The organism is Streptomyces sp. NPDC002130 (assembly GCF_040296465.1).
Classification (GTDB): domain Bacteria; phylum Actinomycetota; class Actinomycetes; order Streptomycetales; family Streptomycetaceae; genus Streptomyces.
Genome location: NZ_JBEOXI010000095.1, coordinates 1 through 17,348, shown reverse-complemented (window position 1 = coordinate 17,348; position 17,348 = coordinate 1). Strand labels below are relative to the sequence as shown.

Annotated in this window: 16 protein-coding genes and 1 riboswitch; of the genes, 11 read left to right on the top strand and 5 right to left on the bottom strand. The window is 70.5% G+C overall.

Features of this window, described 5'->3' with window-relative positions; genetic code table 11:
- Positions 1 to 17: 17 nt before the first annotated feature.
- Positions 18 to 1,358: a 3-phosphoshikimate 1-carboxyvinyltransferase gene (gene aroA / locus ABT116_RS19475; protein ID WP_351635045.1), complete on the bottom strand. Its 1,341-nt coding sequence runs from the start codon at positions 1,356 to 1,358 to the stop codon at positions 18 to 20.
- A 108-nt stretch (positions 1,359 to 1,466) separates the two neighbouring features.
- Complete coding sequence (locus ABT116_RS19470; protein WP_351635042.1) at positions 1,467 to 2,189, bottom strand: M50 family metallopeptidase; 723 nt, start codon at positions 2,187 to 2,189, stop codon at positions 1,467 to 1,469.
- 50 nt (positions 2,190 to 2,239) lie between these two features.
- Between ABT116_RS19470 and ABT116_RS19465 the strand changes: the two genes are divergently transcribed.
- From ABT116_RS19465 to ABT116_RS19420, 10 genes are all read left to right on the top strand, one after another.
- Entirely contained in the window at positions 2,240 to 3,055 is an 816-nt protein-coding gene (locus tag ABT116_RS19465) for an SOS response-associated peptidase (RefSeq protein ID WP_351635039.1), read from the top strand.
- Between the two features lies 1 nt (position 3,056).
- Complete coding sequence (locus tag ABT116_RS19460; protein ID WP_502983900.1) at positions 3,057 to 3,731, top strand: alpha/beta hydrolase family protein; 675 nt, start codon at positions 3,057 to 3,059, stop codon at positions 3,729 to 3,731.
- 256 nt (positions 3,732 to 3,987) lie between these two features.
- A complete protein-coding gene (gene sigR / locus ABT116_RS19455) occupies positions 3,988 to 4,674 on the top strand; it encodes an RNA polymerase sigma factor SigR (protein WP_189723136.1) in 687 nt (228 codons plus the stop codon).
- Positions 4,671 to 4,982 (top strand): mycothiol system anti-sigma-R factor, encoded by a 312-nt coding sequence (gene rsrA / locus ABT116_RS19450; RefSeq protein ID WP_234849268.1) that lies wholly within the window; start codon positions 4,671 to 4,673, stop codon positions 4,980 to 4,982. Before sigR ends, rsrA begins: the two co-directional genes overlap by 4 nt.
- A gap of 152 nt (positions 4,983 to 5,134) precedes the next feature.
- Positions 5,135 to 6,472: an HD-GYP domain-containing protein gene (locus ABT116_RS19445; protein WP_351635034.1), complete on the top strand. Its 1,338-nt coding sequence runs from the start codon at positions 5,135 to 5,137 to the stop codon at positions 6,470 to 6,472.
- Complete coding sequence (locus ABT116_RS19440) at positions 6,469 to 7,716, top strand: HD-GYP domain-containing protein (protein WP_351635031.1); 1,248 nt, start codon at positions 6,469 to 6,471, stop codon at positions 7,714 to 7,716. Before ABT116_RS19445 ends, ABT116_RS19440 begins: the two co-directional genes overlap by 4 nt.
- A gap of 117 nt (positions 7,717 to 7,833) precedes the next feature.
- The gene (locus ABT116_RS19435) at positions 7,834 to 8,814 is read left to right on the top strand and encodes a tetratricopeptide repeat protein (protein WP_351635084.1); all 981 of its coding nucleotides are present in this window, start codon (positions 7,834 to 7,836) and stop codon (positions 8,812 to 8,814) included.
- Positions 8,815 to 8,950: 136 nt separating this feature from the next.
- Entirely contained in the window at positions 8,951 to 9,601 is a 651-nt protein-coding gene (gene def, locus ABT116_RS19430) for a peptide deformylase (protein ID WP_104784983.1), read from the top strand.
- A gap of 295 nt (positions 9,602 to 9,896) precedes the next feature.
- Positions 9,897 to 10,982, top strand: a complete 1,086-nt coding sequence (cyc1, locus tag ABT116_RS19425) for an epi-isozizaene synthase (protein WP_351635027.1) — start codon at positions 9,897 to 9,899, stop codon at positions 10,980 to 10,982.
- The gene (locus ABT116_RS19420) at positions 10,979 to 12,349 is read left to right on the top strand and encodes a bifunctional albaflavenone monooxygenase/terpene synthase (RefSeq protein ID WP_351635023.1); all 1,371 of its coding nucleotides are present in this window, start codon (positions 10,979 to 10,981) and stop codon (positions 12,347 to 12,349) included. Before cyc1 ends, ABT116_RS19420 begins: the two co-directional genes overlap by 4 nt.
- 12 nt (positions 12,350 to 12,361) lie before the next feature.
- Here ABT116_RS19420 and ABT116_RS19415 read toward each other — a convergent pair whose 3' ends face one another.
- Positions 12,362 to 13,324, bottom strand: coding sequence for a GlxA family transcriptional regulator (locus ABT116_RS19415; protein ID WP_351635019.1), 963 nt, complete (start codon positions 13,322 to 13,324; stop codon positions 12,362 to 12,364).
- A gap of 93 nt (positions 13,325 to 13,417) precedes the next feature.
- On the opposite strand from ABT116_RS19415, the gene ABT116_RS19410 reads away from it, so the two are divergent.
- On the top strand, positions 13,418 to 13,660 hold the full coding sequence (locus ABT116_RS19410; protein WP_351635015.1) for a hypothetical protein: 243 nt from the start codon (positions 13,418 to 13,420) through the stop codon (positions 13,658 to 13,660).
- On the opposite strand, the gene ABT116_RS19405 is transcribed toward ABT116_RS19410, so the two are convergent.
- Together ABT116_RS19405 and ABT116_RS19400 are read right to left on the bottom strand one after the other, a co-directional pair.
- Positions 13,573 to 14,580 (bottom strand): ribonucleotide-diphosphate reductase subunit beta, encoded by a 1,008-nt coding sequence (locus ABT116_RS19405; RefSeq protein ID WP_351635011.1) that lies wholly within the window; start codon positions 14,578 to 14,580, stop codon positions 13,573 to 13,575. The two genes, ABT116_RS19410 and ABT116_RS19405, sit on opposite strands and share 88 nt — an antisense overlap.
- Positions 14,580 to 16,931: a ribonucleoside-diphosphate reductase subunit alpha gene (locus ABT116_RS19400; RefSeq protein WP_351635007.1), complete on the bottom strand. Its 2,352-nt coding sequence runs from the start codon at positions 16,929 to 16,931 to the stop codon at positions 14,580 to 14,582. Before ABT116_RS19400 ends, ABT116_RS19405 begins: the two co-directional genes overlap by 1 nt.
- 124 nt (positions 16,932 to 17,055) lie before the next feature.
- Positions 17,056 to 17,192, bottom strand: a riboswitch (cobalamin riboswitch).
- Positions 17,193 to 17,348: the final 156 nt, after the last annotated feature.

Here is a 17,348-nt window from a genome sequence, read left to right as displayed (position 1 = left end):
GACGTGATCCCTGCGTCCTACGCCCCGAGCATCCCGGTCCACAGGTCGGGGAAGTCGGGCAGGGTCTTGGCCGTCGTCGCCACGTTCTCGATCTGCACGCCCTCCACCGCCAGTCCGATGATCGCGCCGGCCGTGGCCATGCGGTGGTCGTCGTAGGTGTGGAAGATCCCGCCGTGCAGCCGGCGCGGGCGGATGTGCAGACCGTCGGCGGTCTCCGTGACGTCGCCGCCGAGTTCGTTGATCTCCTTGGTCAGCGCGGCCAGCCGGTCCGTCTCGTGCAGCCGCAGATGAGCCACGCCGCGCAGGGTCGACGGGGAGTCGGCGAGGGCCGCGACCGCCGCGATGCCCGGCGTCAGCTCGCCGACCTCGCCGAGGTCGACGTCGATGCCGTGGATCGAGCCGGAGCCGGTGAACACCAACCCGTACTCGGTCAGTTCGCAGGAGCCGCCCATCTCGGTGAAGATCTCGCGCAGCCGGTCACCGGGCTGCGTCGTGCGGGCCGGCCAGTCCGGGACGACAACCTTGCCGCCCGTCACCAGCGCCGCCGCCAGGAACGGCTGGGCGTTCGACAGGTCCGGCTCGATGACCAGGTCCCGGCCGAGCAGGGCGCCCGGCGAGACCCGCCAGACGTTCGGCTCACCGCCCGACTCGGGCGTGTCCACCTGGGCGCCGACCGCGCGCAGCATGTCGACCGTCATGCGGATGTGCGGCATGGAGGGCAGCGTGGCGCCGGTGTGGCGGACCTCGACGCCCTGGTTGAAACGGGGGCCGGACAGCAGCAGGGCGCTCACGAACTGCGACGAGGAGGAGGCGTCGATGGCGACCGTGCCGCCGTCCAGGGCGCCGCTGCCGTGCACGGTCAACGGCAGGGCGCCGCGGCCGTCGTCGTCGATCCGGGCGCCGAGCTGACGCAGCGCGTCGATGACGCCGGTCAGGGGACGCTCGTAGGAACGGGGGTCGCCGTCGAAGCGGACGGGGCCGTCGGCGAGCGCGGCCACCGGCGGCAGGAAACGCATCACCGTGCCGGCGTTGCCGACGTCGACCGTGGCTGGTCCGCGCAGGCCCGTGGGGAGCACCCGCCAGGCCTCACCCGTGCCGTCGGGGCTCCCCGCGACGGAGGAGCTGGACGACACCGTCTCCTCGATCTCGATGCCCATCGCACGCAACGCGCCGGCCATCAGCAGGGTGTCGCGGGAGCGCAGCGGGCGGCGCAGCCAGCCGGGCTCGGAGGCGAGGGAGGCGAGGACCAGGGCACGGTTGGTGACCGACTTGGACCCGGGCACGTGGACCGTCGCGTCGACGGCTCCGCTCGCGTGCGGGGCGGGCCAGAGGGCGGTGTCTGCGGTGTTCGGGGCCATGCCTTTACTTTATAAGCAGGCCGTCGTCCGAGTGCGGCGCCGTGGGGCCGGTCGCGCCCAGGTGATGGAGCCGCACTTCGCGGCGGCCCGGCACCCCCGGGTCGGTCGTCACATCTCCAGCAGCCAGCGGCCCCCGCCGATCAGCGAGCACAGCGACACCGCGTGGAACAGGAAGAACCACAGCCCCGCCGGTACGTGCGTCAGCCGCGACAGCTGGTCCGCGTCCGAGTCCCCGGCACCGCCCCGGGCCCGCTTCGCCTGGAGCTCGAAGGCCGGGCGCACGCCGCCGATCAGCAGGAACCACACCACCGCGTACGCGAACGCCGCCTGGACCTGGGGGCCGGCCAGCCACGACACCAGCACGAACAGGCCGCCGGTGACGAGCATGGTCAGGGCGCCGTAGGCGTTGCGGATCATCACGAGCATGGCGAGGAGCAGGGCAGTGGCCAGCCACAGCAGGAGCGTGATGCGGCCGGAGCCCAGCAGGGAAGCTCCGCCGAGGCCCAGCAGGGGCGGAGCCGTGTACCCCGCGGCCGCGGTGAGGATCATGCCGATGCCGTGCGGCTTGCCGCGGCTGACGGTCAGGCCGCTGGTGTCCGAGTGCAGGCGTATGCCGGTGAGGGTGCGGCCGGTGAGCAGGGCCACGAGCCCGTGGCCGCCCTCGTGGGCGATGGTGATGGCGTTGCGGGAGATGCGCCACAGGCCGTGCGGGATCACCACGGCGAGCGCGGCGCCCAGGGTCGCGATCACCACCCACAGGTCGGGGTCGGGCTGCGTACCGGAGACCTCGTCCCAGAGGGAGGCGAGCGAGGCGGTTGCGGTGCTGTCCATGTGTGGCGTTGGCTCCCTGTGCTCGGACGGAATCTGGCAGTGTGGCACGTATGTGCGGACGGTATTCAGCGAGTCGTAGGCCAGAGGATCTCGCAGGAATCTTTGAGATCGAGAAGTGGGAGCCGGAGGAGGCTTTCGAGCCCGACTACAACGTGGCGCCCACCAAAGAGGTCTACGCCGTCCTGGACCGCCCCCTGAAAGACGCGGACGACCCGCGGCCGGTTCGGCAGCTGCGCACGCTGAAGTGGGGGCTCGTCCCGTCCTGGTCGAAGACCCCCGAGGGCGGCGCCCGGATGATCAACGCCCGCGCGGAGACCGTCCACGAGAAGCCGTCCTACCGCCGTGCCTTCACCTCCCGGCGCTGCATCCTGCCCGCCGACGGCTACTACGAGTGGGTCACCGGCACCCAGGAGCGCGAGCTGGAGGTCGAGGGCAAGAAGAAGCGGCCGCGCAAGCAGCCGTACTTCGTGACACCGGCGGACGGGTCGGTCTTCGCGATGGCCGGGCTGTACGAGTTCTGGCGTGACAAGACGCTGCCGGACGACCACCCGCAGGCCTGGTGGGTGACGTGCTCGGTCATCACCACGGAGGCCGAGCAGAGCCCGCTCGCGGTGTCCCCGGCCGACGGGCCCCGGGCGCTGGCCGAGATCCACCCACGGATGCCGCTGATGCTGACGCCCGACCGCTGGGACGCCTGGCTGGACCCCTCCCGCACGGACGCCGACGACCTGCGCGAGCTGCTCGCCCCGCCGCCGTCCGGGCTGATGCGCGCCTACCCGGTCGCCACCGCCGTCAGCAACGTCCGCAACAACGGGCCGGAGCTGCTCAAGGAGCTGGAAGGGCCCGAAGAGGGCACACTCTTCTGACGTGACGAAAGTGACCGACGTGACCGACGTGACGAAGGCGGCCGGAGCGACGACCGAGACCGTCGAGACCGACGCGGGAACCGCCCGCATCACCTGGCACCAGGCGAAGAAGGCCCGGCTGGTCCTCGCGGTCAGCCATGGCGCGGGCGGCGGCATCGAGGCCCGTGACCTGGTGGCCCTGGCCGAGGTCCTGCCCGCCCACGGTGTGACCGTGGCCCGCGTGGAGCAGCCCTGGCGGGTGGCGGGGAAGAAGCTGGCGCCCGCGCCGAAGACGCTGGACACCGGATGGCGGGGCATCTGGCCCGCGCTGGCGAAGTCCGGACTGCCGGTCGTCTCCGGCGGGCGCAGTGCCGGGGCCCGGGTGGCCTGCCGTACGGCCGTCGAACTGGGCGCCCACGCCGTGCTCGCGCTCAGCTTCCCGCTCCACCCGCCGGGCAAGCCGGAGAAGTCCCGGGCCGAGGAGCTGCTGGGCTCCGGTGTGCCCACCCTGGTCGTGCAGGGCGGGAACGACCCGTTCGGCAAGCCGGAGGAGTTCCCCGACGGGGAGTACGAGCTCGTGGAGGTCCCGTACGGGGATCACGGCTTCGCCGTGCCGAAGCGTGCGGACATCTCGCAGGAAGAGGCCGTGGCGGTCATCACGGACGCGGTCGTGGAGTGGGCCGGGTCACTCGGGTAAAGCTTCGGGAATGCCGGGGCGGCGGTCACTGTTGTGCGGGACGTACGTGCTGGAGACCAGCACCGACGTCGTAGGAGAGGGAGTCCGCCGCATGGGTTCGACCATCTGCCCGACCCGCAGCAGCCGCGCCGACCTGGACTGGACGGTGCTGCACGCGGCGAAGACCGCCCCTGTTCGGGCGGCGGGCGGACCGGATCGTCGTCTATCCTCCGATTCGGGTGAGACCGGTCTCGGTCTCACGAGAACACTCGAGGAGGTGGGTCCGGTCACTGGGACCGACGCAGGGACCGAACACGGCCAGGCGGAGCAGCCCGAGGGCCAGGGCGGCACGGGCGCGGAGACGGCCGCGGAGCGCAGTGCGCGCTTCGAGCGGGACGCGCTCGAGTTCCTCGACCAGATGTACTCGGCCGCGCTGCGCATGACGCGCAACCCGGCCGACGCCGAGGACCTGGTGCAGGAGACGTACGCCAAGGCGTACGCGTCCTTCCACCAGTTCCGCGAGGGCACCAACCTCAAGGCGTGGCTGTACCGGATCCTCACCAACACCTTCATCAACTCGTACCGCAAGAAGCAGCGCGAACCTCAGCGCTCCGCGGCCGAGGAGATCGAGGACTGGCAGCTCGCCCGCGCCGAGTCGCACATGTCGACGGGTCTGCGCTCCGCGGAGTCGCAGGCGCTCGACCACCTGCCCGACTCGGACGTGAAGGAGGCGCTCCAGGCGATCCCCGAGGAGTTCCGCATCGCCGTCTATCTCGCGGACGTCGAGGGGTTTGCCTACAAGGAGATCGCCGACATCATGGGCACACCCATCGGTACGGTGATGTCCCGGCTGCACCGGGGCCGCCGTCAGCTGCGCGGCATGCTGGAGGACTACGCCCGTGACCGCGGGATGGTCCCGGCCGGTGCCGGAGAGTCGAACGAAGCGAAAGGCTCGGGGTCATGAGCTGCGGAGAGCCGCACGAGACGGATTGCAGCGAAATCCTCGATCATCTCTACGAGTTCCTCGACCGTGAGATGCCGGACTCGGACTGTGTGAAGTTCGAGCACCACTTCGAGGAGTGCTCGCCCTGCCTCGAGAAGTACGGGCTCGAGCAGGCCGTGAAGAAGCTCGTCAAGCGCTGCTGCGGGCACGACGACGTGCCGGGCGACCTGCGGGACAAGGTCATGGGGCGGATCGAGCTGATCCGCTCCGGCCAGGCCGTCCCCGAGCAGGACGTCACGGCCTCCCCCGCCACGCCGCGGGAGTCCTGACACTCCTGCACTTTTCAACTACCCCACCTCTGCGCGGGTAGTCACCCTCGAACACGTCACTCGAACGTGCTAATCCGCGGGTTATCGGCCCGTGGACCCCCCTGCCGCCGTCCTAGGCTCCGGCCCTGACGGACCTGGCCGGGGAGGGACTCATGGAAGCGGTACCGGCACGGGCACGTGTCTACATCGCCTGTGTCGTCACGGCCGCGCTGCTCTGCCTGCTGCCGCAGCCGGGCGCCCGCACCACCTGGTGGGCGGTCGTGCTGCTCGCCGCGTTGTACGCCGGATGCGAGCGCGTCGCCCGGTCCCGGTTCGTGGGGATCTGCCACCCGGCCGGGACCTTCTACCCCGTGCTGCTCGCCGGTGCCTTTCTGTTGCCGGCATCCGCCGCGGCGCTGGTGGCCGTGCCCGGCGCGCTGCTCTCGCAGGCCGGTCAGCGGCCCGTGGCGCTGCGACGCGTCTGGCGGGCCGCCCAGCTCGTCCTCGGGGTGTGGGCCGCGGCCGGGACGCACCGGCTGCTCGGCGGGCCGGACGCGGTCGCCGCGGGCGACGTCCCGTACGCCCTCGGGCCGGCCGGGGCGGCCGTGCTGGCGTTCTGCCTGGTGCTCGCGCTGCTCGACGGCGGGATCCTGGCCGTGGCGGAACGGGTGCCGGTGCGGCGGGCCTGGCGGGGACTGGTGGCACGCTCGCTCGCTCCGATCGCCGTGCACGGCCTCGCCGGGCTGATGATGGCCGTCCTGTGGCGCAGCCCTTACGGGCCCGTGGCCGCGCTGCTCGTGCTGCTGCCCATGTGCGTCTCGTGGTGGGCGTTCGCCCAGTACCACCGGGAACGCGCCGCCCATCAGGCGACCATCCGGGCGCTGGTGCAGGCCGTCGACATCAAGGACGGGTACACCCGCGGTCACAGCGAGCGCGTCGGGCAGGCCTCCATGATGATCGCCCGCGAGCTGGGCATGGCCGACGAGCGCGTCGAGGTGCTCCGCTTCGCCGGGATCCTGCACGACGTCGGCAAGCTGGGGGTGCCCACCCGGCTGCTCAGGAAGGACGGGCCACTGACGCCCGAGGAGCGGCGGGTGATCGAACTGCACCCGGAGTACGGGCACGAGATGGTGCGCGGCATCGGTTTCCTCGGCGAGGCCCGCGCCGCCGTGCTGCACCACCACGAGCGGCTCGACGGCAGCGGCTACCCGTACGGGCTGGTGGGCCGTCAGATCCCCGAGTCCGCACGGGTCGTGGCGGTCGCGGACGCCTTCGACGCCATGACCTCCACCCGGAGCTACAGCAGGGCCCGGCCCGTCGCCGTGGCCCTGGCGGAGCTGGAGCGGTGCGCGGGCAGCCAGTTCGACCCGGTGATGGTCGCGGCTCTCGTCGAAGCCGTCGGGCGGACGGGGTGGCACCCCGCGGTGACCGCCGACGACGAGGAGACCCGCCCACCACGTGTGCCCCCGCCCGGCGCACCCCTGTCCAGCCGGCCGGGAGCACACCGATGAGCGCGTACCGGCCGCCACCGCTCCTCACCCTCGTCCACGCCTGCGCCGGCCTCCTCGCCGTCGGCTCCCTCGCCGTCACCCTCTACGACGGCCTCGAGGAACGCCGGGTCGCCCTCGCCTTCGGCGTCCTCGTCACCGTCGGCGAGCTCACCCGGCGCAACGGCGCGCGGGTCCGGGAGCCGGCACCGCTCGGAGCCGCCGCGGCCCTGTCCTACGCCCTGCTCGGCGAGGCCGGCGGACGGGCCACCCATCACGGCCCCACCCAGGTCGTCGCCGTGGTGCTCGCCGCCTCGCTGCTCGGCAGCGTCCCGCACATCGCCCGCGGACAGGGGCCCACACTCGATCACCTGGCGCGCCGCGTGCTCACCGTCGGCTTCGTCGCCCTGTGCTTCCAGCCCCCTTACAACCGGGGCATGTTCGACGACTGGGGCGGCCCCGCCTACGCCCTGCTGCTGCTCGCCCTGCTGTCCCTGACCGCGCTGTGCGACGCGGTGTTCGCCGCCGCCCTGGCCCACACCCGCACCGGCTGGCCGTTCGGGCCGGTGCTGCGGGACGAACTGCGGGCCGTGTGCGGCATCGGGTCCGCCGTCATCGCCACCGGGGCGGTGATGGCGCTGGCGGTCGCCGTCGTGGGGCTGTGGGCGCTGCCCGTCTTCTCCGTGCCACTGCTGCTCGCCCAGATGTCGTTCCGCCGTTACGCCGCCGTCCGGGCGACCTACCGGCAGACCATCGCCTCCCTGGCCCGGGCCACCGAGGTGGCCGGATACACCCCCTGCGGCCACGCCCGGCGGGTCGCCGCGGTCAGCAAGGCGGTGGGGCGTGACCTGGGGCTGACCGAGCCCGAGCTGGCCGTGCTGGAGTACGCCGCGCTCATGCACGACATCGGCCAGCTGAGCCTCGTCGACCCGGTGCCCGCGGGCGCCACCGCCGCGCTGCCGGCCGCGGAGCAGCGGCGGATCGCCCTGCTCGGCGGGGCCGTCGTACGGCAGACGGGCGTCGACGAGGCGGTGGCCATGGTCGTGGAGCGGCAGGCCGACCCCTACGCCGAGCAGCCGCTCGCCGCGCGAATCGTCCGGGCCGTGAACGCGTACGAGGAGAAGTCCCGGGAAGGAGGGCCGGGCGGGCCGCTGAAGGCGCTGGAGGAACTCCGGCTCGCCACCTCCGGGACGTACGCCCCGGAGGTGGTGGAATCACTGGCCCGGGTACTGGCAAGGAGCAGTCTGACCCTGCCCGTGGCTGGGTAACCCATGGGTAATGAGCGCCCTCGAGGCCGTACGTGGTTGGATGCGAAGGAGAAGGTGTCCGGGGGCTCGAAACACAGCTACGGCCAGCCCACCGCACGGAACTGGCAGGCGGGAATCGTGAGGATCTTCGGCAAGGGACGGCACCGGCCCTCCGCCTCCTGGCGGCAGGCCACGGACCGGGCGTTCACCCTCATCGGCGACGGCCGGTACGAGGACGCAGGCGCACTGCTGACACGTGCCGCCGATCTGGAGCCCTGGCTTTCCGAGTCCTGGTTCAATCTCGCGCTGCTGCACAAGTTCCGGCACGACTGGGAGCAGGCGCGGACGGCCGGCCTCAGGGCCGTGGCACTGCTCGACCGGGACACCGGCGCGCCCGACTGGTGGAACGTCGGCATCGCCGCGACCGCGCTGCAGGACTGGCCGCTGGCCCGGCGGGCCTGGCAGGCCTACGGGCTGCGGGTGCCGGGGGCGGCCAACGACTCCGGTGAGCCCCTCGGCATGGACCTCGGCAGCGCGGCCGTCCGGCTGTCCCCGGAGGGGGAGGCCGAGGTCGTGTGGGGGCGGCGGCTGGATCCCGCGCGGATCGAGGTGCTGTCCATTCCGCTGCCGTCGTCGGGACGGCGCTGGGGCGAGGTCGTCCTGCACGACGGAGTGCCGCACGGGGAGCGGACGACTGCCGCCGGGCACACGTATCCGGTGTTCGACGAGATCGAGCTGTGGGCGCCCTCGCCGGTGCCGACCTGGGTGGTGCTGCTGGAGGCGGCGACCGAGTCGGACCGGGACGCGCTGGAGCAGCTTGCGGCGGACGCCGGGTTCGCCGCGGAGGACTGGTCTTCTTCCGTGCGGTTGCTGTGCCGGATGTGTTCCGAGTCGCGTATGCCGTCGGACGAGGGTGACGGGGAGCATCTCGATCCGCATGATCACAGTGAGCCGGGGCATCCCGGGCCGCTGGGGCACCGGACGGACGGGCAGCTGTGGGTGCCGGAGCGGGAGTGCGGCTTGGCTGCGCCGGCTTCGCTGGTTCGGGGGTTGCTGGACGGGTGGGTTGCCGACAGTCCGGATTCTCGGGATTGGCGGGATCTGGAAGAGGTCTGCTAGGTCGTCCGACGGGTGCGGCGCCGTGGGGGCTGATCGCGCAGTTCCCCGCGCCCCCAAGAAAAATGGGGCGTCCGACACCGGCGTAATCTGTATCGCATCTCAGCCCGGTCAGTTTCAGGAAGGCGTGCGTAACGTCATGGCTCAGCAGGACACCGATCAGCAGCGTGCGGGCGTGCTCCCCGTCGATGACGAGGGGTACGTGATCGACACGGAGGACTGCGAGGAGCGCGAGGCGGCCTGGCGGGAGCGGGGGACCTCGCGGCCGATCACGGTGGTCGGGAACCCGGTGCTGCACAAGGAGTGCAAGGACGTCACCGACTTCGGCGAGGAGTTCCAGCAGCTCGTCGCGGACATGTTCGCCAGCCAGCGCACCGCCGAGGGCGTGGGCCTGGCCGCCAACCAGATCGGCGTGGACGCGAAGGTCTTCGTCTACGACTGCCCGGACGACGAGGGCGTCCGGCACACCGGCGTCGTCTGCAACCCCAAGCTCGTCGAACTGCCCGCCGAGAAGCGCCGTCTGGACGACAGCAACGAGGGCTGCCTGTCGGTGCCCACCGCGTACGCCCCGCTCGCCCGGCCCGACTACGCCGAGGTGACCGGCCAGGACGAGAAGGGCAACCCGATCCGGGTGCGCGGCACCGGATACTTCGCCCGGTGTTTGCAGCACGAGACGGACCACCTGTACGGCTACCTGTACATCGACCGGCTCTCCAAGCGTGAGCGCAAGGACGCCCTGCGCCAGATGGCCGAGAACGAGCCCCGCTACCCCGTGGTGGCCAACGACTGAGACCTCGGCCCCACCGGCCGCACGGCGTCTGTTCGGGTTTCCCACCCTGAACAGGCGCCGTTCCTCTGTGCCGTTCGCCTGTCCGTCGCACGTTCGACCGCTGCTGCTCTCCCGATGATCCGCGAGAAGTCACACAACGGGAGATTCCCGGCGCTGCGGGGTGGTGAATGAAGCAAATACGTTCCCAGAACGGTCAGTTGTAGTGCTGAATGGGATGAGCGGGGTATGCAACGGCGCACGCCCGGCACGAAGGGAGGGGCGCCCGCGCCAACTGGCGTCTGAGAGGGGTTAGTTCGTGCATGCTTTGTCACACGGCACCACATCGACACCGGTCACGATCGCAGTTCCACCGTCGCTCTCTCTCCCGGTGATCGAGGCGGAGTTTCCCCGGCAACTCCACCCGTATTGGCCGAAGTGCCAGGAGAGGACCCGGGCATGGCTGCTCGAAAAGCGGCTCATGCCGGCGGACAAGGTGGAGGAATATGCCGACGGCCTTTGCTACACCGACCTCATGGCCGGGTACTACATCGGCTCCTCGGACGAGGTCATGCAGGCGATCGCCGATTACAGCGCGTGGTTCTTCGTCTGGGACGACCGTCACGACCGCGACATCGTGCACGGCCGCCCCGCCGCCTGGCAGCTGCTGCGGGACCGGCTGCACTCGGCCCTCGACTCCCCCCGGGAGCACCTGCACCACCAGGACCCACTGGTCGCCGGGTTCGCGGACAGCGTGCTGCGGCTGTACGCGTTCCTGCCCCAGACGTGGAACCTCCGGTTCGCCCGGCACTTCCACGCGGTGATCGACGCGTACAACCGGGAGTTCCACAATCGCACGCAGGGAATCGTCCCGACGGTCGAGGAGTACCTCCGGCTGCGCCGGCTCACCTTCGCCCACTGGATATGGACGGACCTGCTGGAGTCGGCCGCCGGTTGTGAGCTCCCCGACGCCGTACGGAAACACCCGGCGTTTCGGCAGGCGGCGCTGCTGAGCCAGGAATTCGCCGCCTGGTACAACGATCTGTGCTCGCTCCCCAAGGAGATAGCGGGTGACGAGGTGCACAATCTCGGAATCAGTCTCATCACTCATGAGGGGCTGACTCTGGAACAGGCGGTCGCGGATGTCCGGCGCCGTGTCGAGAAAAGCATCACCGATTTCCTCGACGCCGAGCAGAAAGCCTTACGGTTCGCCGACGACCTCGCCGACGGAACCGTGCGGGGAAAGGAACTGAGCGCCGCCGTGCGGGCCTGCCTGAGCAATATGCGGAACTGGTTCAGTTCCGTCTACTGGTTCCACCACGAGTCCGGCCGGTACATGGTCGACAGCTGGGACGACCGGTCCACGCCCCCGTACGTCAACAACGAAGCGGCAGGTGAGAAATGACCGTCGAGTCTGTGAAGCCCGAAACCCCGCCGGCCGCGGAGCTGCGGGAGCCGCCCCGGGCGGGCGGTGGTGTCCCGGTCCTCGGGCACGGCTGGAGGCTGGCGCGCGACCCGCTGGCGTTCATGTCCCGGCTGCGCGACCACGGCGACGTCGTGCGGCTGAAGCTCGGGCCGAAGACGGTGTACGCGGTCACCACCCCGGACCTGACCGGCGCCCTGGCACTGAGCAACGACTTCATCATCGCCGGGCCGCTGTGGGAGTCCCTGGAGGGCCTGCTCGGCAAGGAGGGCGTGGCCACGGCGAACGGCCCGCGGCACCGGCGTCAGCGGCGCACCATACAGCCCGCCTTCCGGCTCGACGCCATCCCCGCCTACGGCCCGATCATGGAGGAGGAGGCCCACGCGCTCACCGAGCGCTGGAAACCCGGCGAGACGATCGACTGCACCTCCGAGTCCTTCCGGGTGGCCGTGCGGGTCGCGGCCCGCTGCCTGCTGCGCGGCCAGTACATGGACGAGCGGGCCGAGCGGCTGTGTGTCGCCCTCGCCACCGTCTTCCGGGGGATGTACCGGCGGATGGTGGTCCCGCTCGGGCCGCTCTACAACCTGCCGCTCCCGGCCAACCGCGAATTCAACCGGGCATTGGCCGATTTGCATCTCCTGGTCGACGAGATCGTCGCCGAGCGCCGGGCATCCGGTCAAAAGCCGGACGATTTGCTGACGGCATTGCTGGAGGCGAAGGACGACAATGGCGACCCGATCGGGGAACAGGAGATCCATGATCAGGTCGTCGCGATCCTCACCCCCGGCAGCGAAACCATCGCCTCCACGATCATGTGGCTGTTGCATATGCTCGCGGAGCACCCCGAACATGCCGACCGGGTGCGCGACGAAGTGCAAGCCGTCACCGGTGGGAGGCCGGTGGCATTCGCAGACGTCCGAGGACTCAGGCACACCAACAATGTCGTGGTCGAGTGCATACGTTTGAGGCCCGCCGTGTGGATTCTGACGCGTCGGGCGGTGCGGGACACGGAACTCGGTGGATACCGTATTCCGTCCGGGGCGGACATCATCTACAGCCCCTACGCGATCCAGCGCGACCCGAGGTCGTACGAGCGAAACCTGGAGTTCGACCCCGACCGCTGGCTTCCGGACCGGGTCAAGGACATCCCGAAGCACGCGATGAGCCCCTTCAGCGTGGGCAACCGCAAGTGCCCGAGCGACCACTTCTCGATGGCCATGCTGACGCTGATCACGGCGGCGATGGCCACCAGGTACCGCTTCGAGCAGGTGGCGGGGTCGAAGGACGGCACGCGGGTGGGGATCACGCTCCGGCCGCACGACCTGCTGGTGCGGCCGGTCGCGCGGTGACCGAGCCGTGCTTCAGGCCGCTTCGGGGCCTCTGAACGTGCGCCGGTAGGCGTTCGGGGTGGTCCCGATCGACCGGACGAAGTGGTGGCGCAGGGTGGCCGCGTTACCGAACCCTGTTCGGCCGGCGATCGCGTCCATGGTCTCGTCCGTCGCCTCCAGCATCCGCTGGGCCAGCAATACGCGCTGGCGCAGGATCCAGCGGTAGGGAGTCGTGCCCGTCTCCTGCTGGAAGCGGCGGGCGAAGGTCCGCGGGGACATGTGGGCGCGGGCGGCCAGTTGCTCGACGGTGACCTCCTCGTCCAGGTTCCGCTCCATCCACGCCAGCACCTCACCGATCGTGTCGGCCTGGGGGAGCGGCAGCGGGCGCTCGATGTACTGGGCCTGGCCGCCGTCGCGGTGCGGCGGCACCACCATGCGCCGGGCGATCTTGTTGGCGACCTCGGTGCCCTGCTCCTTGCGCACCAGGTGGAGGCAGGCGTCGATCCCGGCGGCCGTGCCGGCGGAGGTGATCACGGGGTCCTCGTCGACGTAGAGCACGTCCTGCTCCACGACCACGCGCGGGTACTGCCGGGCGAGGTCCTGGGCGTGCTTCCAGTGCGTGGCACAGCGGCGGCCGTCCAGCAGCCCGGCCGCGGCCAGCACGAAGACGCCGGAGCAGACGCTCAGCACCCGGGCACCGCGGTCGACCGCGCGGCGCAGGGCGTCCAGCAGGTCGGGCGGAAAGTCCCGGTACGCGTAGCTCTGGCCGGCCGGCACGGCGATCAGGTCGGCCGTCTCCAGCCGCTCCAGGCCGTGCTCGACCTGGAGGGAGAAGCCCGAGTTCATCCGCAGCACCGGGCCCTCGGCCGAGGCTACGGCGAAGTCGTACACCGGCAGGCCTTCGTCGCTTCGGTCGGTGCCGAAGACTTCGCACACCACGCCGAGCTCGAAGGGGTTCACGCCGTCGAGAAGGGCGACGGCCACGTTCTGCAGCATGCGTCCAGTGTGCCTCGCTCTTGGCAGTAATTCGAGGGTCTACGGCAGTACTGCCACTGACGGTAAGGAGTCATCAGCGCGACAGTGGTGTCCATGAACACGAACCAGATCGAAGCACTGATCGGACTGACCGCCACCTTCGGGATCCTGGTCCTCCTGATCCTCCCGTCCGTGATCGGCCTGGTGCGCGACAGGCGCATCGACCGCCAGATCAGGGAGGCCCAGGAGGCCCGCGAAGAGGTGCCGGCTCAGAAGTCCTCGTCCAGGTCGACGGTGCCCTCCACCGCCACCTGGTACGCCGAGGGCCGCCGCTCGAAGAAGTTGGTCAACTCCTGAACCCCCTGGAGCTCCATGAAGGAGAAGGGGTTCTCGGAGCCGTACACCGGAGCGAAGCCGAGGCGGGTCAGCCGCTGGTCCGCCACGCACTCCAGGTACTGCCGCATCGACTCGGTGTTCATGCCCGGCAGGCCGTCACCGCACAGGTCGCGCGCGAACTGCAGCTCGGCCTCGACGGCCTCCCGGAGCATGTCCGTCACCTCCTGCTGAAGCCGGTCGTCGAAGAGCTCCGGCTCCTCCTTGCGGACGGTGTCGACCACGTCGAAGGCGAAGGACATGTGCATCGTCTCGTCGCGGAACACCCAGTTGGTGCCGGTGGCCAGGCCGTGCAGCAGGCCCCGGCTGCGGAACCAGTAGACGTACGCGAAGGCGCCGTAGAAGAACAGGCCCTCGATGCACGCGGCGAAGCAGATCAGGTTGAGCAGGAAGCGACGGCGGTCCGCCTTGGACTCCAGACGCTCCAGCTTCTCGACCTCGTTGATCCACTTGAAGCAGAACCCGGCCTTCTCGCGGATGGACGGGATGTTCTCCACGGCCGCGAAGGCGGCGGCGCGGTCCTCCGGGTCGGGCAGATAGGTGTCCAGCAGCGTCAGATAGAACTGGACGTGCACGGCCTCCTCGAAGAGCTGGCGGCTCAGGTACAGCCGCGCCTCGGGGGAGTTGATGTGCTTGTACAGCGTCAGCACCAGGTTGTTCGCGACGATCGAGTCACCCGTCGCGAAGAACGCGACCAGCCGGCCGATCAGGTGCTGCTCCGCCGGTGACAGCTTGGCCAGGTCGGCGACGTCCGAGTGGAGGTCGACCTCCTCCACGGTCCAGGTGTTCTTGATGGCGTCCCGGTAGCGCTCGTAGAAGTCCGGGTAGCGCATGGGGCGCAGGGTGAGCTCGAAGCCGGGATCGAGAAGGTTCTGGGTGCTCATTACTGGCAGGCCTCGCAGGACTCGGGGTTTTCCAGGGAGCAGGCGACCGCTTCGGGGTCCGGGGTGGCCTGCACGGGAACAGTGGCCTGTGCGGCGCGGGCGATGCGGGTCGCCGGGCGCGAGCGCAGGTAGTACGTCGTCTTCAGCCCGGACTTCCAGGCGTAGGCGTACATCGAGGAGAGCTTGCCGATGGTCGGCGTCTCCAGGAACAGGTTCAGGGACTGGGACTGGTCCAGGAACGGGGTCCTGGCCGCCGCCATGTCGATCAGGCCGCGCTGCGGGATCTCCCACGCCGTGCGGTAGAGGGCGCGCACGTCCTCGGGGATCCACGCGAAGTCCTGCACCGAGCCGTTGGCCTCGCGCAGGGCCTCCCGGCTGCGGGCGTCCCACACGCCGAGCCGCTTCAGCTCGTCCACCAGGTAGGAGTTGACCTGGAGGAACTCACCCGACAGCGTCTCGCGCTTGAACAGGTTGGACACCTGCGGCTCGATACACTCGTACACGCCCGCGATGGAGGCGATGGTCGCCGTGGGGGCGATCGCGAGGAGCAGCGAGTTGCGCAGGCCGGTCGTGGCGACGCGCTCGCGCAGGGCCGCCCAGCGCTCCGGCCAGGTGAGCTCCGTGTCGTAGTGGTCGGGGTGCAGTACGCCCCGGGCCGTGCGGGTCTTCTCCCAGGCGGGAAGCGGTCCGCTGCGCTCGGCGAGGTCGGCGGAGGCCTCGTATGCGGCGAGCATGATGCGCTCGGCGATGCGGGTGGACAGGGCCTTGGCCTCGGGCGAGTCGAAGGGCAGGCGCAGTTTGAAGAAGACGTCCTGCAGGCCCATGGCGCCGAGGCCGACCGGACGCCAGCGGGCGTTGGAGCGGCCCGCCTGCTCGGTCGGGTAGAAGTTGATGTCCACGACCCGGTCGAGGAACGTCACGGCCGTGCGGACGGTCTCGTCCAGCCGCTCCCAGTCCATGTCCCCGCCGGCCACGAACGCGCCGAGGTTCACCGAGCCGAGGTTGCAGACCGCCGTCTCCCCGTCGCTGGTGACCTCCAGGATCTCCGTGCAGAGGTTGGAGGAGTGCACGACGTGGCCTGGCTCGGCCGTCTGGTTGGCGGTGCGGTTGGCGGCGTCCTTGAAGGTCATCCAGCCGTTGCCGGTCTGCGCCAGGGTACGCATCATGCGGCCGTACAGCTCGCGGGCGGGCAGGGTCTTCTTCGCGAGGCCCTTCGCCTCGGCCGCCCGGTACGCGGTGTCGAACTCCTCGCCCCACAGGTCGACCAGCTCGGGCACGTCCGAGGGGGAGAACAGCGACCAGTCGGCGTCGGCGTTCACGCGCCGCATGAACTCGTCCGGCACCCAGTGCGCGAGGTTCAGGTTGTGCGTACGGCGGGCGTCCTCGCCGGTGTTGTCGCGCAGCTCCAGGAACTCCTCGATGTCGGAGTGCCAGGTCTCCAGGTAGACCGCGGCCGCGCCCTTGCGGCGGCCGCCCTGGTTCACAGCGGCGACCGAGGCGTCCAGGGTCTTCAGGAACGGCACGATGCCGTTGGAGTGGCCGTTGGTGCCGCGGATCAGCGAACCGCGTGCGCGGATGCGGGAGTACGCGAGTCCGATGCCGCCGGCGTGCTTCGACAGCCGGGCCACCTGGTGGTACCGGTCGTAGATCGAGTCCAGCTCGTCCTTGGGGGAGTCGAGGAGGTAGCAGGACGACATCTGGGGGTGCCGGGTGCCGGAGTTGAACAGGGTGGGGGAGGAGGGGAGGTAGTCGAGGCGGCTCATGAGCCCGTAGAGCGCCGCGACCTCGTCCAGTGCGCGGGTGGTGTCGTCCTCGGCGAGGCCGCTCGCCACCCGCAGCATGAAGTGCTGGGGCGTCTCGACGACCTTGCGGGTGTGCGGGTGCCGCAGCAGGTAGCGGCTGTGCAGCGTGCGCAGGCCGAAGTATCCGAAGCGGTCGTCGGCCGCCCGGTCGATCAGCGCGTCGAGACGGGCGGCGTGGACGCGGACGAACTCGGCGGTCCGGTCGGCGATGAGGCCCTCGCGGTGGCCGACCGCGACGGACTCGGTGAAGGACGTGACGCCCTGCGAGGCGGCCTCTTCGCGGATGCCGATGGTCAGCAACCGGGCGGCCAGCCGGGAGTAGGCGGGGTCCTCGGAGATCAGACCGGCCGCGGCCTCCGTCGCCAGCTCCCGCAACTCCCGCTCGTCCGCGCGCGCGGAGCGGCCGCGCAACGCGGCGGCGGCGACCCGGCCGGGATCGGCGTCGGGGAGGTCGGCGGTCAGCTCCGTCAGGGTCCGCAACAGCGCGGCACCGGGGGCGTCGTGCTCTTCTTCGGCGGCTGAGACCGGTTCGGCTGGCGCGATGGTCACGTGGGGCTCTCCCTCGCTCGGCACGGGGGCCTCGTCGAGGGCAGGGGGCAGCACACGAGCGCACGCGGCGTCGCGTCCACCGGCCCATTCCACGAGGCCCGGACGTCGGGCACACCGGCCGGGTGGCCGGGGTGCGCTGTCGGCAGGTCCTCGGACTGACGCCCATGCGCCTATATGGGCATGGGTACACCGTTGCGGGACAGTTCCGGATTCGCACCGGATTCCCCTGCGGCGGCAGCGAGCATGAGCATACATCTTGTGTTGGGTTCGGTTGGCACCCCCAGATGTTGTGTCGCGATGGTGTCGGAGCGTCAGCTTTACGTGACAGCGGGCCGTCGTGCCGAGCTGGTCACGGCAAAGGACCCCTACTTCCGAGGCATCGAGGCCGACGCTGATCTTCCCGACGGCATGCAGGTC

Excerpts from the sequence above, each read along its gene's own strand:
- aroA (WP_351635045.1), bottom strand. The coding sequence starts at position 1,358 with ATGGCCCCGAACACCGCAGACACCGCCCTCTGGCCCGCCCCGCACGCG.
- ABT116_RS19470 (WP_351635042.1), bottom strand. The coding sequence starts at position 2,189 with ATGGACAGCACCGCAACCGCCTCGCTCGCCTCCCTCTGGGACGAGGTC.
- ABT116_RS19465 (WP_351635039.1), top strand. The coding sequence starts at position 2,240 with ATGTGCGGACGGTATTCAGCGAGTCGTAGGCCAGAGGATCTCGCAGGA.
- rsrA (WP_234849268.1), top strand. The coding sequence starts at position 4,671 with ATGAGCTGCGGAGAGCCGCACGAGACGGATTGCAGCGAAATCCTCGAT.
- ABT116_RS19445 (WP_351635034.1), top strand. The coding sequence starts at position 5,135 with ATGGAAGCGGTACCGGCACGGGCACGTGTCTACATCGCCTGTGTCGTC.
- ABT116_RS19440 (WP_351635031.1), top strand. The coding sequence starts at position 6,469 with ATGAGCGCGTACCGGCCGCCACCGCTCCTCACCCTCGTCCACGCCTGC.
- def (WP_104784983.1), top strand. The coding sequence starts at position 8,951 with ATGGCTCAGCAGGACACCGATCAGCAGCGTGCGGGCGTGCTCCCCGTC.
- ABT116_RS19420 (WP_351635023.1), top strand. The coding sequence starts at position 10,979 with ATGACCGTCGAGTCTGTGAAGCCCGAAACCCCGCCGGCCGCGGAGCTG.
- ABT116_RS19415 (WP_351635019.1), bottom strand. The coding sequence starts at position 13,324 with ATGCTGCAGAACGTGGCCGTCGCCCTTCTCGACGGCGTGAACCCCTTC.
- ABT116_RS19410 (WP_351635015.1), top strand. The coding sequence starts at position 13,418 with ATGAACACGAACCAGATCGAAGCACTGATCGGACTGACCGCCACCTTC.
- ABT116_RS19405 (WP_351635011.1), bottom strand. The coding sequence starts at position 14,580 with ATGAGCACCCAGAACCTTCTCGATCCCGGCTTCGAGCTCACCCTGCGC.